General features: G+C 66.4%; 9 protein-coding genes and 1 pseudogene. 8 read left to right on the top strand and 2 right to left on the bottom strand.

The window, feature by feature from the left end; all coding sequences use genetic code 11:
* Positions 1-6: 6 nt before the first annotated feature.
* From IZR01_RS10140 to IZR01_RS10105, 8 genes are all read left to right on the top strand, one after another.
* On the top strand, positions 7-4299 hold the full coding sequence (locus IZR01_RS10140; protein WP_194892001.1) for a non-ribosomal peptide synthetase: 4293 nt from the start codon (positions 7-9) through the stop codon (positions 4297-4299).
* 43 nt (positions 4300-4342) lie between these two features.
* Positions 4343-4570, top strand: coding sequence for an MbtH family protein (locus tag IZR01_RS10135; RefSeq protein ID WP_194892002.1), 228 nt, complete (start codon positions 4343-4345; stop codon positions 4568-4570).
* Between the two features lie 44 nt (positions 4571-4614).
* A complete protein-coding gene (locus IZR01_RS10130; RefSeq protein ID WP_194892003.1) occupies positions 4615-5967 on the top strand; it encodes an MFS transporter in 1353 nt (450 codons plus the stop codon).
* 109 nt (positions 5968-6076) lie between these two features.
* Positions 6077-7207: a pyridoxal-phosphate-dependent aminotransferase family protein gene (locus tag IZR01_RS10125; protein ID WP_228553921.1), complete on the top strand. Its 1131-nt coding sequence runs from the start codon at positions 6077-6079 to the stop codon at positions 7205-7207.
* Positions 7204-9018, top strand: coding sequence for a non-ribosomal peptide synthetase (locus IZR01_RS10120; protein ID WP_194892005.1), 1815 nt, complete (start codon positions 7204-7206; stop codon positions 9016-9018). The genes IZR01_RS10125 and IZR01_RS10120 overlap by 4 nt, the downstream gene beginning before the upstream one ends.
* Entirely contained in the window at positions 9015-9953 is a 939-nt protein-coding gene (locus tag IZR01_RS10115; RefSeq protein WP_194923703.1) for an NAD(P)-dependent oxidoreductase, read from the top strand. The genes IZR01_RS10120 and IZR01_RS10115 overlap by 4 nt, the downstream gene beginning before the upstream one ends.
* Positions 9954-9968: 15 nt before the next feature.
* The gene (locus IZR01_RS10110; protein WP_194923702.1) at positions 9969-13217 is read left to right on the top strand and encodes a non-ribosomal peptide synthetase; all 3249 of its coding nucleotides are present in this window, start codon (positions 9969-9971) and stop codon (positions 13215-13217) included.
* A 7-nt stretch (positions 13218-13224) separates the two neighbouring features.
* Positions 13225-14484, top strand: a complete 1260-nt coding sequence (locus IZR01_RS10105; RefSeq protein ID WP_194923701.1) for a cytochrome P450 — start codon at positions 13225-13227, stop codon at positions 14482-14484.
* A gap of 626 nt (positions 14485-15110) precedes the next feature.
* Here IZR01_RS10105 and IZR01_RS10100 read toward each other — a convergent pair.
* Both IZR01_RS10100 and IZR01_RS10095 read right to left on the bottom strand, forming a co-directional pair.
* Entirely contained in the window at positions 15111-16184 is a 1074-nt protein-coding gene (locus IZR01_RS10100; protein ID WP_194892009.1) for a tyrosine-type recombinase/integrase, read from the bottom strand.
* 673 nt (positions 16185-16857) lie between these two features.
* A pseudogene (locus IZR01_RS10095) lies at positions 16858-17833 on the bottom strand (hypothetical protein); the annotation flags it as partial.

Below are 17833 nucleotides of genomic sequence, written 5' to 3'. Positions count from 1 at the left end.
ACTTTCATGTTCCCTCTCTCTTACGCGCAACGAGGCATGTGGTTCATCCAGCAGATGAGCCCGGACAGCTCCCTCTACCTCATCCAGTTCGCCTCACGACTGGTCGGCGACCTGGACCGCACAGCCCTTGACGCAGCACTTCGCGATGTCGTCCTGCGGCACGACACGCTGCGTACGGTCTACCACGACACCGAGAAAGGGCCCTGCCAGGTCATCCTTGATCCGGCCGAGGTCCCGTCGATCTTGGAACACCGGTCCGTCACGGAGACCAATCTGCAGGCGGTCATGGAGCGGATGAGCGCCAACCCGTTCGACCTGTCCCTGGACCTGCCGTTGCGCGCTTGGCTGCTGGAACTCGAGGCGAAAGAAAGCGTTCTTCTGCTCACCATGCACCACATCGCCGGCGACGGGTGGTCGATGGGCCCGCTCACCCGGGAAGTTGCTGAGGCCTACAACGCCCGCCGACGAGGTGTGGCACCTGATTTCCCGCCCCTGCCGGTGCAGTACACCGACTACGTGCTCTGGCAGCGCAGCCTGTTGGGCGACGGCGACCCGAACGGCCTGGGTACGCGGCAGTTGGATTACTGGCGTGCGGCCCTGGACGGAATGCCCGAGGAGATCAAGCTTCCGGCCGACCGGCCGCGCAAGCCGGTATCCGACTTCGCGTGTGGAACCATCTCCTTCGCCGTCGACACCGCTGTGCATGCGCGGCTGACAGCACTGGTCCGTAAGCAAAAGGCGACCATGTTCGCGGTGCTGCAAGCAGCCTTCGCGATAGTTCTGGGCGGGTTCGGGGCAGGAACGGACATCCCCATCGGGACACCGGTGGCGGGTCGGACGGACGAGGCCTTGACTGACTTGGTCGGCTTCTTCGTCAACCCGGTGGTGCTGCGCACCGACATCTCCGGCGACCCCGGCTTCCTGGAGCTGGTCAAGCGGGTCCAGGCCGCGGACTTCGAAGCGTTCGACAACCAGGACACCCCTTTCGATCTGTTGGTCGAGGCGTTGAACCCGACTCGCTCCCGCTCTCGCCATCCACTGTTCCAAGTCATGCTCGCGCTGCAGAACAGCGCTGATTTCGACCTGGCCATGGACGGCTTGGAGCAGACCCCGGTGGAGATCGAGACCGGCAGCACCCGCTTCGATCTCTATCTCAGTCTCACGGAACATTTCGGCCCGGACGGCGAACCGGCCGGCGTCGAAGGGCTCCTGGAGTACCAGTTCGATCTGTTTGATCGCGAGACGGCGCAGAGCATCGCGCGCGGGTTCGAACGAGTCCTGGCCGCCGTCGCCGCCGATCCGGACGCGGTGATCGGCACAATGGACGTGCTCGGCGACGAAGAGCGGAGCGAGCTGCTGGACGGCTGCAACCGTACTGAGGTCGCAGTTCCCGATACCACACTGCCCGAACTCTTCGAAGCACAGGCGACAACGGTACCGGACGCGGTCGCGGTCAGATGTGGCACCACAGAACTCACCTATCGCGAGCTCAATGCCCGGGCCAACGAACTCGCCCGGTATCTCCTGGCCTGTGGGGCTGCCCCGGACAGCGTGATCGCGGTGGCGCTGGGCAACTCCGAGCATCTCGTCGTCGCCCTGCTCGCCGCCTTGAAGGCCGGGGCGGCATATCTGCCGATCGACCCGACCTATCCCGTCGAGCGGATCGACTTCATGCTCGACGCGGCCCGACCGCTGGTGCTGATCACCGACGCCGTGTGCCCGGCGGCCGAAGGATCGGGAGTCCCCCGCATCCTCATGGACGACCCGGGCGTCGCCGACGCTGTCGGCCGGCTTGCTTGCGCAGACCTCTCCGCGGCGGAACGCGCGACGATCCGCCCCGGCGACACCGCTTACATCATGTTCACCTCCGGCTCCACCGGCGACGCGAAAGCGGTGGCCGTGGAACACCGCAACCTGACCAACTACCTACTGTGGTCGGCCGACACGTTCTCCGCGGTGACCGGATCGGTGATCACTCACTCCTCCATCTCCTTCGACTTCACACTGACGACATTGTTCACCCCGCTGGTCGCGGGTGGGGAGGTGCGTCTGAAAGCGCTGGACATCGACGCCGATCCGGATACCGCCGCGATGGCGGGTCCCCCCACGTTCCTCAAGGTCACGCCGAGCCACCTGCCCCTGGTCTCGGAGCTCGGCCCGGACTTCCTGCCGCGCAGGCAGCTACTGCTGTGCGGGGAGCAGCTGATCGGCGCGGCACTGGCGCCGTGGAAGCGGCAGCACCCCGACGTGCAGATCTTCAACGGCTACGGACCGACTGAGACCACCGTCGAGTCACTGTTCCACCGGCTGCCGTCGGGGCCGGAACTGGACAGCGGTCCCGTCCCCATCGGCACGCCGATCTGGAACACCCAGGTCTACGTGCTCGATGGCCGGCTGCGACCGGTGCCGCTCGGCGTGCCCGGCGAGCTGTACATCGCCGGCGCGGGTGTGGCGCGAGGCTATCGCGGTGACGGCGCACTTACGGCGCAGCGCTTCGTGGCCAACCCGTACGGAAGCGCCGGCACGCGGATGTACCGCACCGGAGATCTCGTTCGCCGACTGCGCGGCGGGCAACTGGAGTTCCTGAGCCGCGCCGACGACCAGATGAAGATACGCGGTCATCGGGTCGAGCCCGCGGAAGTCGAAGCCGTCCTGGCCCGCCATCCCGACGTGGGCCAGGTCGCGGTCACAGCGCACACGGATCACAACGGAGACCGCTTGTTGGTCGCCTACGTGGTGCCCTCGCACACCGGCGACATCTTCATCGCCGATCTGCGCTCATATGTCAGCGGCCTGCTACCGCGTTACATGATCCCGTCCGCGTTCGTGGTTCTCACCCGGCTTCCGACGACACCCAACGGCAAGCTCGACCGCTCCGCGCTGCCGGAGCCCGACCTGAGCCGCGTCGCCGTCGCGGACGGAACACCGCCACGCACCCCCTACGAAGAGAAGATCTGCGCGGTGTTCGCTGAATTGCTCGGACTGCCGGAGGTAGGCGTCGAGGCGGACTTCTTCGATCTCGGCGGACACTCGCTGCTCGCCGCCCGGCTGGTCTTCCGGCTGCGGAAGATGTTCGGAGACTGGGTCGCGGTCGACATGGTCTTCGGGAACCCATCAGTGGCGCAACTCGCGGCCGCGTTGGAAGCCGGCGGCGAGAAGGCCCGGCTGCCATCCTCGGCGAGCGTCTCGGAACAGGTCGACGCAGCCGAGGATGCCCTGTCCGCGCTTCTCGGGGAGATCGGTGAACCGCCCGCGCCCTCGGCCGGCGACCAGACCTCCGACATCCTGCTCACCGGCGCGACAGGGTATCTCGGCGTGTTCCTCCTCTACGAACTGCTGCAGAAGACCGACGGCCGGATTCGCTGCCTGGTACGGGCGGCAGACGCAGGGCAAGGCCTGGAGCGTCTCAGGGAGCGGATGAAGCACTTCAACCGTATGACGCCCGACTTCGAACAACGGGTTGACGTTGTCGCCGGCGACTTGTCCAAGCCGATGATGGGACTGAGCGAAGCGGACTTCGCCGAGCTCGGCGCGGCCGTCACCAGCATCTACCACAACGGCGCCGCGGTGAACCTCGTGCTGCCTTACGGCAGCCTCTCAGCCACGAACCTGGGCAGCACCAGGGAACTCGTCCGATTGGCAGCGCGCGGCCGGGCCAAGCCGCTGCATCTGATCTCGACTGACGCCGTACCTCGCAACGTAGACGGCAACGGCTACGTGCTCAGCAAGGAAATGGCCGAGCGGGTCGTCCTCGCGGTTCGGGACAGAGGCTATCAAGGATCGATCTTCCGAATGCCGCGCCTGTTCCTCGACACCAGCACAGGTCTCGGCAACCCCCGCGACGCCGTGCTCCGGCTGATGCGCCTGGCGATGGCGATGGGTTCCGCGCCGGACACCGAATTCCAGGAGATGTGGATCCCCGTCGACACCGCTGCGCGCCTGGTGGTGGAAACGACACTGAGCGACCCGGATTGCGGTCCGCACACCGTCCTGACCGATGAGTACAGCTCTTGGAAGAGCGTCATCGGCATGTGTGCCGCCAAGCTGGGGACCCAGATAGTCCCCCCAGCGCAATGGGCTGAGCTGGTACGCCAGAGCGGCTCCGCGGAGAACGAGGTGATTCTCACCGCCGTCGACGTCGAGGATCCAGGCGTTGAGAACGGCGGAGCAGAGCCGGTCCCGTATGCCGATCCGGCTTTGTTCGGCCGGTCCGTCGAAGGCGCTCATGTGACCGATCAGGCCCTACTGACCTATCTGCGCGCAGTGCTGCGGGATCTCGATCGGCGTCCGGTCGCGTGATTCAGCCTGAGCGCCGTCCCCCACACCGAAGAGGAGCAAGTCGATGGTGAATCCGTTCGAGGATCAGGACGCCGAGTTCATAGTGCTGGTGAACGTCGAGGGACAGCATTCGCTGTGGCCGGCGTCGATCACCGTGCCCGTCGGCTGGGACAGGGCCTTCGGCGCTGCCGACCGGGCCGCGTGCCTCGACTACGTCCGCGACAACTGGACGGACATGCGTCCGCTGTCATTGATTCAGGCAAAGGGAGATGTGATCAAGAAACAGGCTTGAGAATTAGGTTTCGTTGACAGTTCTCGACTACCAGGGAGTCGGCAGTGGATGCTCTCCAGGAATCCGAATCCTCCTCGTCGCGGCGCCGCGGAGTACGCCGCAGACTGCTAGCTGAAAGGCAGTTCCGATACGTCTTCGGCGCGCTGCTGGGCTCGGGCATGGCGAATGGCTTTCTACCAGTGGCGGAAAGCTTCGGAGTATTGAAGGTCACCGGCTCACCGGATGATCTCGGCGCGGTGCTGGCAGTCCAAGCGGCGACTTCGCTGTCCCTGTCGCTGTTCGCCGGGGTAGCCGCCGATCGGTTGCCGAGGACCCGGGTCCTGATGGCTTCGGCCCTGACCAGGCTGGCGGCCGCCGGCGCGTTGGCGGCCGCCCTGTTGACGGGAGTCGCCTCGCTGCCCTGGTTCTTCGTCGTGGCCGTCGTCTACGGCGGTGCCGACGCCCTGTTCAGCCCGACGAGCACGGCAATCGTGCCCGACGTCGTGGCCCCCGACGACCTAGGTGAGGCCAATGGTCTGATCGGCAGCTTCTCATCCATGACCTGGACGGTCGCCCCGGCGCTGGCCGGTGTGCTCGTCTCGGCTTTCGGCCCCGGCACGGCGTTCCTGGCTGACGCCGCGCTCATGGTCGGCACCACGGTGTGCCTGGTCCTGGCCCGCATCCCCGCTGCCTCCGCCGAAGACGAGCCGGAGATGCCCGGGGGAATCGGCGCCCAACTGCGCCAGGGCTGGCAGGAGTTCCGCCTGCGGCGCTGGCTGTGGCTGCTGACCGTGCAGTGGACGTTGTTCTCCCTGGTTCTGTTGGCGCCATTGGCTGTCCTCGGACCGACAGTGGCGAAACAACACCTGGGCGGAGCGAAGGCCTGGGGGTTGATCAGCACCTGTCTGACCGTAGGGATCGTCGGGTCTCAGTTCCTGGCCGGGCGGCTGAACGTGCGCCGGCCGGTGGTCTTCATCGCATGGTTGCCACCACTGATGGTCGCCGAGGCTCTGACACTGGGGTTGAAGGCGCCTTTGGCCGCCGTGGCGATCGCTGCGGTGTTCAGTGGTTGCGCGATGGGCCTTCAAGGTGTGGTGTTCCAGACCACGATGCAAAAGGCGGTACCCGGTGAGGTCCTGGGCCGCGTCGCCGCCTTCGATCTGGTCGCCTCCGAAGTCGGCCAGCCCGTCGGGTATGCCTTGGCCGGCCCGCTCGGCCTGGCGTTCGGCGTACGCGGATTGCTGATCGCGTGCGCGGTTGTCGCGGCTACCGGGTCTGCATTGTTCGCAGGATTCATTTCCACCGCACGTCAACCCGATCTGGACGAGGAAGGCGAAGACGGCGAATCACAACCACAGTCAACCACGGTTCCCGCCGCGCACCCTGTCACACCGCTTGGCGACGCTTCCGCCGGCTGAGCCGGCGCAACGGATTCACGAGGGAAGAAACGTGCTCTATCGAGAACGCTTGATGGTACCCGGCCCCACCCCGCTACCGCCGCAGGTCTCAGCAGCGGGAGCCCATCCGATGGTGGACGAGCGCACCCCGGGGTTCGCGCTCACCTTCGCGCATGTCGTCGACGGACTCCGGCAGGTCCTCGGCACCGCGTCGGACGTACTCGTGTTCACCTCGAGTACGACCGGCGCCTTCGAAGGCGCAGTGCAGAACCTGTTCTCGCCCGGTGACAAAGTCCTGGTCGTCAACAACGGCGCGTTCGGCGAGCGCTGGGTCCAGATGTGCCGGGCGTTCGGACTCGAGGTCGTCGAGCTGGCCGTCGGATGGGGGCGATCGGCCGACGCCGCCGACGTGACCGCTCGCCTGGTGGCGGACCCCGCGATCGTCGCGGTCATCGTGGTGCACTGCGAGACCTCGACCGGAGTTGTCACCGATCTACGCGAGCTGGGCCGGGCCGCCGCGAATGTGCTGACCATCGTGGACTCGGCCTCCGGCGTCGGGGGGTGTGAACTGCGAGCAGACGAGTGGGGGCTGGACGTCGTCATCGGCGGGTCGCAGAAGGCGTTGATGGCGCCGCCGGGGATCTCGTTCGCCTCAGTCAGCGAGCGGGCTTGGCGGCGCCACACCACCGCCAGGATGCCGAGGTACTACTTCGACTGGACGACGACCCGCGACGCGCTCCGACAGCCTGTACCGCGAACCCCGTGGACTCCGGCGATCGGGACCTTGCTACAGCTCGCCGCGGCTTTGGACCTGTTGCTCGACGAAGGTATGGCGGCGCGCGTACGACGGCACGTGCTGCTGGGCCGCATGGCGCGGGCCGGGTTGCAAGGGATGGGGCTCTCGCTGCTGACGCCCGAATCGGACCGCAACGCCATCGTGACGGCGGCGTACTGCCCGGCCGATGTGTCGGCCGGGCACGTCGTCCAAGCCGTTGCCGACAACACTGGGGTGCAGCTGACAGCGGGCAACGGTGATCTGACCGATCAGGTCATCAGGCTCGGCCACTGTGGGCATATGGACCCGCTGGATATTGTCGCGGCCTTGGCCGCGATCGAGGCGGTCCTGCCCGCCTTCGGAGTTGCAGCCGCGTCCGGCAGCGGCGTCGTGCCCGCCCTCGAAGTGCTGCGATCCGACCTCCGGCCGATCGTTGACCTGCAAGAGGGCGCAACACTGGCGGTCGCGCAGGAGGTTTCGGCATGACGACCGGCTTCGCGACGGGATCACAGACCACTGTGACGCTGGTGCCTGAGCTGCTCGACGACGCGGCACTCAACACGCCTGGGTCGCGGGCGGCTGAGGATCCACAGCGCACCCTGACATACCAGGAATTGCGTGCCGAGGCCTGGCATCTGGCCGGGCGACTGGTCGAATCCGGTGTGCGCCCTGAGGACCGGGTCGGCGTGATGATGCGGCACTCGACAGACCTGCTGGTGGCGGTCCTGGGGGTGCTCATAGCGGGCGCGGCGTACGTGCCGATCGACGTGGAGTATCCCCGGCGCCGGCAAGAATTCCTGGCCGAGAATTCGGAAATCAGGCTGCTGATCACCGATACGTCCCCCGGCCCGATTCCCGCTGTCGACGTTCCCACGCTGTCCCCGGACCGAGGGCGATCGGACAAAGCGCCGAACGTCCAGACCCCCGGGCCGGATGACGTGGCATGCGTGATCTACACGTCGGGTTCGACCGGACAGCCCAAGGGCGTCATGCTCACGCATCTGGGCCTGGCGAACCTGGCCGCCGCGGCGAGCGACGAATTCGCCATGGATCAGGGTGACCGGTATCTGATGCTGGCGGCTGCGGCCTTCTCCGCATCGCTCGAAGAGCTTTTTCCACCGCTGGTCAAGGGAGCGACGTGTGTCTTTCCTGCCGATCGCGCGGCGTTGTCGCCGATTCACGCCCTGCTGGATTACATCGAATCGCGGCACGTGACCCTCGTGGAAATGCAGACCGCACACTGGCATCTGCTGGTCCGTCACCTGACAGATACCGGCGAGGCGCTTCCGTCTTCGCTCAAACTCATCATCATGGGCGGCGACCGGCCCCTGCCCGAGATGGTGAGGAACTGGGACCGGTTCAGGGTCGGCTTGGTCCACGTCTATGGTCCGACGGAGACGACCGCGACCGCGACGTACTGGCAACCCGCGGACAAACAGATGCCTGAAGACGGCATCCTCCCCATCGGCGACGCCATCATCAACACCACCATCCACATCGTGGATGAACGGCTCGACCCGGTGGCCGCGGGAGACGAGGGCGAGCTACTGGTCGGAGGGCTGTCCCTGGCGCGAGGCTACCTGGGCCGGCCCGACGCGACCGCCGAACGATTCGTCGCCGACCGGTACTCCGACGTGCCCGGGGCCAGGCTTTACCGCACCGGTGACCGCGTCCGGCGCCTCCCGGACGGCCGACTGCAGTTCCTGGGGCGCGGCGACTATCAGGTCAAAGTCCGCGGATACCGAGTGGAGCCGGGCGAGATCGAGACGGCTCTCGGCCGGCACCCCGCCGTGCGTCAGGCCACCGTGACCGTCCAGACCGACGACTCCGGCGACCGGCGGCTCGCTGCGTATGTCGCCGCCGACGCCGCTGCGGTCACCCTCGTCGAGCTGCGGGCTCATCTGATCTCCGAACTACCGGCGCACCTTGTGCCCTCGGTACTGGTCAGGCTCGACGAGTTGCCGATGACCGTGCACCGGAAGATCGATGTGGCCGCGCTGCCCGCGCCGCCGCGGCGCCGGCCCGACCAGGCCACCGAGTTCGTCCCTCCGGCCGATGACCGGGAGCTGCGCCTGGCCTCGGCGGCGGCCGAGCTGCTCGGCCTGGACGAGGTGGGCGTGGTCGACGATCTGCTCGAACTCGGCGGAGACTCGCTGTTCATGCTTCGGCTGATCAGCTGGATCCGGAAGAACCTCGGCGTGAGTCTTGGTTTGCGCGAAGTGTTCGCCGACTATCACATCCGCGGCATAGCAAGGCTCGCAGCAGCTGCCGCCGACGCCTTGGACGGTGACCGATGACTTCCGCATCGACCACTACAAGTCCAGGCTTGTCGATCGCGGTGCTGCCTGCACCCCCGCACCCGCAGCTGTCCGCGGCGGTACACGCCGCGGGCGCGGCGCTGTGTGCGGCACCCGAGGCTGAGGCTTTGGTCTGGATCGGAGACGGACCCGATGAACTCGCGGAGATACTGGAGGTGGCTCCAAAAGTACGGTGGGTTCAGCTGGCCAGTGTGGGCATCGAGAACTACCTCCCGCTTATGCGCGGCGGTGTCCTGTGGAGCCGGGCCATGGGGGTCCAGGCCGACCTGGTAGCCGAGCATGCCCTGATGCTGGCGCTGACGGTGCTGCGCGAGGGGACGGCTTCCATCCGATCCGGAACATGGCAGCCGAGACCCGCTGTTTCGCTGGCGCACAACGACGTCCTGATCGTCGGCGGTGGCTCCATCGCTCGTGCTCTGCTTGATCTCCTGCGACCGTTCCAGGTCCACACGACGGTGGTCCGGCGCTCCGGCGGGCCTGTTCCCGGCGCGGCCGTCACGGTGAACGGGCTGGATCGGTTGGACGAGTTGCTCGCGAAAGCCCGGGTCGTCTTCCTGGCGCTTCCGTTGACCTCTGAGACCGAAGGATTGATCCATCGAGCACGGCTCGAGGTCATGCGCTCAGATGCCTGCCTGGTCAACGTCGCGCGCGGCGGCCTGATCGTCATGGACGACCTCGTTCAGGCACTGGCCGAGCAGCGGATCAGCGGTGCGGGACTCGACGTCACGGATCCCGAGCCGCTCCCGGCAGGACACCCGCTGTGGGCGATGCCCAATTGTGTGATCACCGCGCACTGCGGTGGAGACCTGGAGAACTCGCTGCCGGCGTTCGCCGACCTGATGACGGACAACATCCGACTGGTCGCTCAAGGCCGCGAACCCATCGGCCTCATCGATCCCCTGCTCGGCTACTAGGAGGTTGGCGCTGCGATGAGCAATGTCATCACCGGGACGACGACGTCTGAGACCGGGGACACCAGGGACGCCCGCGCGATCGCCGACTCAGTCCGGGTCAGAGCCACTCATGCTCAGCAACAGATCTGGATCGCCGAACAGCTCGCGCCGGACCGGAGCGTGTACGGGATGCCGATGGTGATCCGTCTGCGCGGCGACGTAGACGCCGCTCTGATCGCGCGTTGCGTGACCGAGATCGTTCGAAGGCACGAAGTGCTGCGATCAAGATTCGTTCCCGACGGTGACGACCTACTACTGGTCACCGACGCCGCCGACCCGGTCGAAGTACCGGAACTCGATCTGCGGACTTATTCGGGCCAGTGGCGCGACCTACTGGGACAAGCCGCTGCCGAGCCGTTCGACTTGGTCACCGGACCGCTGATCAGAGTACGTCTGCTGCGGTTGAGCCAGACCGAGAACGTTCTCTTTCTCAATATGCACCATATCGTTGCCGACGGTTGGTCCCTGCGCCTGTTCTGGTCGGAGCTCGCCCAGTTGTACGCCGCCGGTGTCGACGGCGCTGATACGAAGCTGCCGGAGCTCGCGACACGGTATTGCGACTTCGCGATGGAACAACGCCATTGGGTCGACAGTGGTGGGCACCAGGAGGCCCTGGATCTTTGGGTGCGGGAGCTGGCGGACGCTCCGACATTCCTGGACCTGCCGACCGACCGCCCGCGCGGGGAGACGAACGTATATCAGGGCACAGATTTGCAACTGACAGCGCCCGGCGCACTTTGCGACGCGGTGCTGCGCTGCGCACGTTCCCTCAGAATCACGCCCGCATCGATGATGGCAGCGGCCTGGGGCGCCGTCCTGGCCCGGTTCACCCGGCATGAGGACCTTCTGATCGGCAGCCCGCTGGCCGGCCGGAGTCGTCCGGAGTGGGAGAGCCTCATCGGCTTGTTCGTCAACACCATGCCGCTGCGGATGCGTCCGAGTATGGCCAAACCGTTCGCGGACCTGGCCAAGGAGGTGCAGCTCAGCACCTTGGAAGCGCTCATGCGTCAGGATGTGCCGTTCACCGAACTGGTCACCGCGGTCGGGGGCTCCCGATCAGCCGGGCAGGCGCCGCTGTTCCAGACTGCCTTCTCCTTCGAGCAGTCCAGCCAGTTCGAGACCTCGTTGCCCGGATGCGAGATTACAGAACTCTACGAGCTCTCCAATGGCGCGGCGCGATTCGACCTGAACCTCGGTGTCGTGGAGGCACTGGGCTCCTTGAGCCTGCAGTTCGCCTATGACAGCCGGTTGTTCGACACCGGGACCATCGAGAACCTGGCGAAGTCCTATCTCGCATTACTCGGTGACGCTTCGGCGCACCCGGGTCGGCAGATCGGTCGGCTCCGCACCACGGCCGCTGGGAACGAGCCCTTCGGAATCGTCTCGGACGAATCGCCGCACAATGAGAACAGCGGCACCTTGCATGGCCTGTTCGAGAAGCGCGTCCGCATGACTCCGGCAGCAGGCGCCCTGGAGCGCGAAGACGGAAGCCAGGTCAGCTACGCAGAGCTGAACGGGCAGGCGAACCGGCTTGCCCGGCTGCTGCGCTCCAGAGGGCTCGCCACCGGCGACTCGGTGGCGATCGCCTTGGCTCAAGACTCGTCCTGGCCGATGGCAGTTCTGGCGGTGCTCAAGGCCGGTGGCGCTTACGTACCGGTCGACCCCTTCGCCCCGGTGGAGCGGATCAGCCACATCCTGGCCGAAAGCACGCCGCGTTTCGTTCTGTCACGCGGCGACTTCGCAGCCGACGTCGCGGACGGAGCGGTGATTCTCCGGCTCGACGATGAGGGCATCGTGTCGGCCCTGGCAGCGGAGCCCGGCGAGGACCTCGACGAGATCGATGTCAGCGATACCCAGGTCGCGTACATCCCCTTCACATCGGGATCGACCGGCACGCCGAAGGGGACACTGGTCACCCACGCCAACCTCGTGTCGTTCACCAGCTCGGCCGTGACCACGTTCGGCCTCGGACCGGCCGATCGCATGCTGCAGAACGCCGCGATGACGTTCGACGTGCACGTCGAGGAGTTCTTTCCCACGTGGGCGGCCGGCGGATGCTTGGTCTACTTCGATGGCGACCTTTCCAGAACCATCGCCGACGAGTACCTGGAAGTCCTTCAGTCCCGGACGATCACCATCTGCGAGCTGCCGACTTCCTACTGGGCCGAGTTGGTGAACTGCGATGCTTTCGGGTCGGTGGGCCGGCTCGAGCACATGCGGGTGCTGCTGGTCGGCGGCGAGCGGGCGCCCACTTCGGCGTATCAGCAATGGCGTGACACCGGCGTCCCGTTGATCAACGTCTACGGCCTGACCGAGACGTCGGTGACCAGTACCACTTTCCAGCCATCGAAGGACTTCGGGCGAGACGCCCTGTTGATCGGCACCCCCATGCCGCACGCGGCCGTCCATGTGCTCGATGAGGCTCTCTCGGCGGTCGGGCCCGGGATTCCGGGTGAGATCTACGTCGCCGGGCCCGGGGTCGGCTTGGGATATCTGAACCGCCCCGAAATGACCTCAGAGCGGTTCCTTCCTGATCCGTTCTCACCGCGGGCAGGCGCTCGCATGTACCGCACAGGCGACTACGGCCGCTGGACCGCCGACGGGAACCTGGAGTTCCTCGGCCGCAGCGACAGACAGGTGAAAATACGGGGCCACCGGGTGGAACCCGCCGAGATCGAGGCCGTCGTCACCGGTCATCCGAATGTCATGCAGGCTGTGGTCACACCCGAGCGGTCACGGCAGGGTGCGGGTGACGTCCACCTTGTGGCGTTTATCGTCGGTGAAGGTGCCGAGGCCGCAGCGGTGGATCGTTTCCTGCGCGCACGGATGCCGACTTACATGGTTCCGGCTCGGGTCGTCGTGGTCGATCGCTTCCCGATGACGGCTCACGGGAAAGTCGATCAAGAAGCCCTGCTATCGATCCAGCCTCTCCCCATCGAACGGCGCGAGCGGCGCGGGACGGAAATGGAGCTGCGGCTTGACGGCGTCTATCGCACGGTGCTGGGCCTGCCCGACATCGATCCGGACGCGGAGATCTTCGGGCTCGGATTCCACTCACTGACCGCCCTGCGCCTGGTCTCGCGGATCCAGCGCGAGTTCGGAGTGGACGTCCCGATCGGCGACTTCTTCGCGAACTCCTCGATCGCGGCTGTCGCCGGATTGATCAGCGCGGGCAATGGAGCCACCGCCGAGGGAAGACGCCCTCCGACTCAAGACAGGACATGAGATGAGAATGACTGATTACGTCTACTCGTCACCCGAGAAGCCCTCCTTGCTGGATATCGACGTCGACTACGACAGCCACGACCCGGCCATCGCCGAAGACCCGTACCCGGTTTACGCTCGGCTGCGTCAATCCTGCCCCGTGCAATGGAGCCGGGCTTGGGATGGCTATTGGGTCGCCACCGGACACCGCGAAGTCTCACTCGCGGCCCGAAACGCAAAAGTCTTCAAAACATCCCAGGACTTGACTGATGGCACAGTACAGGGGGTGACAATTCCGCCGCTCGGGCAGACAGGCAGGATGGTCCCCCTCGAACTTGACTCCCCCGAGTGCCTCAAATACCGCAAGCTGATGGCCGCCTTCTACTCACCTAGGCGAACCGCGGCCCGCGCCGGAGAGTTCCGCAAGCTCGCCAGGGAATGTATCGATGAAGTGATCGAATCCGGCTCATGCGACATCGTGCAAGCGCTGACAGAGAAGCTGCCGAGCATACTGACGATGCGCGACATCGGAATCCCGGAGGAACGATGGTCCGAGATCGACGCAATGCTCCATCGCGCCCTGTTCAGCGCCCCCCACGACCCGCCGGCCGCACGGGAAGCCGCACAGATAATCTGCCTGGATATCGTCGAGGCGCTGGAGTCTCGTCGCGAAGGAGCGCCCGGCGGCCTGCTGGCCCACCTGATCACCTGCGAGGTTGACGGCGAGCCGGTATCGGACGACGCCATCGTCTCGATGATGTACTTTCTGCTGCTGGGAATCGACCCCACATCCAGTCTCACCGCCATCGCGCTCCGGACACTTGACCATCGGCCGGAACTCAAAGCCCGACTGATGGCCGACCGTACGCTGATCCCGAAGGCCGCAGACGAATTCCTACGATGGGTCTCGCCAGTTCAGGGCACGAGCCGAATCCTCTCGGAAGACGTCGAAATGGCTGGCCGGACGCTGCGCAAGGGCGATCGCGTTCTGCTGGCGTGGGCAGCGGCCAACCGAGACGAGGGGACCTTCACCGACCCCGATGTGGTCGACCTCGACAGGGACTCCGATCGCCACATGGCGTTCGGTGGCGGACCACACTATTGCCTCGGAGCGCCGATGGTCCGCGAGATGTTCACAGCGATGCTCGAAGAAGTCTTCGATCGCATGCCCGACTACAGCGTGGCCGACGAGTCTATCCGGTGGTTTCCGGACTTGACTCCCGTGTACGGGATTTCCGCTCTGACAGTGCGGTTCACGCCGGGCGCACGGCATCCAGTTGCGCCATAGAACCGGCGCGGTACAGCAGTACCAGGAACTCACCCTGAACCATCCCTGGACCACAGTCTCGGCGAGTCCGGCGGTCGAAGTCCGCGGGATTTCGATGGTCCAGGGTGGTCCAGGGAGATTGTCCAGGTCCGTCGAGGCGCTGATCCGGGAAACCACCGGAACACCGATGCCGACCTGGGCCGCTGCAGGCTTCGTTGCCGGTACCTCGAACGGCCGAATCCGTCCCGCGGCCCCAGCTCGACCACGAACCCCTCCCTCACCGCGATGCGGAAATTCGCGCTCTTAATCCGCGGGTTCGGGGTTCAAGTCCCTGGCGGCGCACCCGTATTGACCTGCTGGAACAGCGTATTGCTGTTCCAGCAGTTTTGTTTTGTGGGTCCGGCGTGGGTCCGATGTGGGGCCATGGTCATTCGCCCAGGTCAGACCCTGTTCTTGGATAGCACGACATGACCGCATGGCGCCGTGCGCCACGCAGTCTGGGTGATCGCGTTGTTCAGCTCGGACTCAACCGCAGGCGGAAACCCATCCCTGTGCTTTGATTCCGCGCTCGGGCATCTGCGGACATGACATGATCGATTCGCCCGGAAGATCCCGGCGTTGTGGACTACGGACGGGCTACCAACACGTCAGACAGTCGCGCTCATCCGCACCGTGGAGCGGGTCTCGAACGGCCGTCGCGACCGTGGCTGGCCCGGAACGCGCAGGCCGTGTTGCAGGAGCAGCCCGGCGACGTCTTCGACGACGTCGCGGACCAGGTGCGGCAGGATACTGATATAGGTATCGGCGGTAAGCACGATTGAGGAATGCCCACGCTGATCTGAGACCAACTTCAGATCAGCCCCGACGGCGAGTTCCAGCGACGCCGCGCCGTGACGCAGGTCATGGAGCCGCACCGGTGGCAGCCGAGTGGCCTTGACCAGGCGCCGGAAGGTATCCGACAAACGGGCAGGTGCCAGCGGCAGCCCAACAGCATCAGTGAACACGTAGCCGGTGTCGACCGCTCCAGCCTCACGCAGCTCCACCAGCTGGCGTTCGCGGTGAGCGCGCAGCACTTCGACAGTGAGCGAGTCCAGCGCGACCCACCGCTGGCCGGAGGCGGTCTTCGGCGGTCCGATCACCAGGTCGCCGTCCCGTCTCTGCAACTGCCAGGCGACGTGGATGACGCCGCTGTCCAGGTCGACGTCGCACCAGCGCAGTCCAGCGACCTCGCCACGGCGCAAGCCACGCAGCGCGGTGAGATGGAAGGCCGCGTACAGCCGATGCCCGCGGATCCGCGTGAGGAACTCGGCCAGCTGCGTCGGGGTCCACACCGCCACCGCCGGCCGAATCCCGAACGCCTCCCACGCCGCCACCACATCCGGCAACCACACCACCGCCTGCGGCCGACGCGAGCGCGGCAGACGCACCAGCCGGGCCGGATTACCGACGATCAGCCCCTCGCGGCGGGCGCGGTTCAGAGCCGCCGAGAGAGTGGCGTGGATCCGGTGCAGGGTCGCAGCCGTCAGCGACCTCCCCGACACTCCCCCGCCCTTGATGATCGCCCGGAACATGGCGGCGACTGTCTTGTGGTCCAGCTCGACCAACGGCACCTTCCCCAGGTGCGGGATGAGGTAGTGCTCGATGATGCTGCGGTAGCTACGGCTGGTGGAGTGCCGCAGCCGCAGTCTGGTCTCCGACCAGACCGTCAGCCACTGTCCCACGGTCGCCACCCGGCGTCCGGACGAATCTGGTAGCCGCAGCCGGTTCAGCGCGGATCTTGCCTCGTTGCGGGTCCGAAACCCGCCCCGACGTATCCGCAACCGACGACCCTCCACCTCCCGTGGCAGGTCGAGGGCGTAGTACCAGGAGCCATGCCCAGGCCGTCCCGCTCGAGCACAACCCCCTTGCGGTCGGGAATCGATCGGGCGTCGGCAGCCGCAGCGTGCATACACGCTGCCTTTTGAGTTGTTGTTCTGCACGTCTTCTCGGAGATCTCGATAGTTTCACGGCGATGGTCTCGCTGTGACGTCATCGAACCATCCCCGAGAACTACCGGGGACGCGGACTTGATGCCATTCGTGCTCGACGTCTGCGGCGGCCCGCAGTGCTCAGCGGCTCGTTGCAGGACGGTGGGTCCTGGCCGTCGATGTCCAAGCCGGCCGGGCAAGGGCCGTTGAGCTGGTGGAGGTCGTGTATGCGAACCGCGTCGTAGTCTCCGATCCTGGTCAGGCTATGAGTGGTTCCTGCTGCTTCAGCCTTCTGGCGCGCAGGGTGCTTATGGGACCGGTATCTGTGTGGGTTTGAGATGGCGGTGCGTACGGTCCGCATCGCTTCATCACTTCCTCTTCGTGCCGCGTTCGCGGCCGGGGGCTGGGGCCGCGTGATCGCCGGGTGTCAGCAGGTGAAGGGGATGCGTGCGGTCGGCACGTAGTAGGTGTCTCCGGGGTTGGGGGTGTTGTTGATGTCGATGGCCATGGTGTGCGATCCGGGCGCGATACCGGTCACGGTGAAGGCGGCGGCGCCGCTGCCGTTGGCGTCGGTGGTCAGCATCACGCCGGTCCAGACGAAGCTGCCGCTGTCCAGAAGGTAGACCGGCTGGAAGGTGGCGCCGGGGTGGTTGGTCTGGTTCAGGACGATCTGGACGGTGAGGGTGCCGCCGGCGCAGGCCGCGGTGGCGTAGCTGTTCTGGCTGTTGAGGGTCTGGCCGAAGGCGTTGCCGGAGTACGGCACGATCTGTTGGCCGGTGTAGGTGGACCCGCCCGCGGGGGCGGCCGTGGGGCTGTCGAGCAGGGTCAGCACGACATAGCCGGTGTGCCCGGCGCCGCCGGTTCCCGCCGGTGAGGTGCCCTGGGTGTTGAGGCCGCCGGGGCCGCCGGTGTTGGAGGTGGGCGGGAGCAAGCCGTTGGTGATGGAGCCGCCGGGGCCGCCGGCCACGGGGACGCTGGTGCTGTCATGGCCGGCGTTTCCTCCGTTGCCGCCGGTGCGGGTGAGTCCGGCGCCGGCCGGGCAGGTGCCCGTGCCTCCGGCGCCGCCCTGTCCGTTGGCGCCGTAGGCTCCGGTCGTGGCGCCCCCGCCCCCGCCGGTTCCGGGGGCTCCCCCGTGCGCGGCCAGGACGACGGAGCCGCCGGTACTGACCGTGCTGTCTGCGCCGGCGGCACCCGACTGCCCGGAAGCACCGGCAACCCCGTGGGTCACGGAGGCGGACGGCGCTCCGGCGCCGCCGGTGCCGCCCGACCCGACCACGACGGTCAAGGTGCCGTTGGCCGACGCGGCAGTCACGACGCCGTGCACGTAGCCGCCCGATCCGCCGGCGCCTCCTGCGCCGCCGAAAGACCCCGGGACGTCGGCGATGTCACCGCCGCCTCCGCCC

It is taken from the genome of Catenulispora pinisilvae (assembly GCF_015356865.1).
Classification (GTDB): Bacteria; Actinomycetota; Actinomycetes; order Streptomycetales; family Catenulisporaceae; genus Catenulispora; species Catenulispora pinisilvae.
The sequence above is the reverse complement of the archived record's forward strand: the minus strand, read 5'-3'. Positions and strand labels throughout refer to the sequence as shown.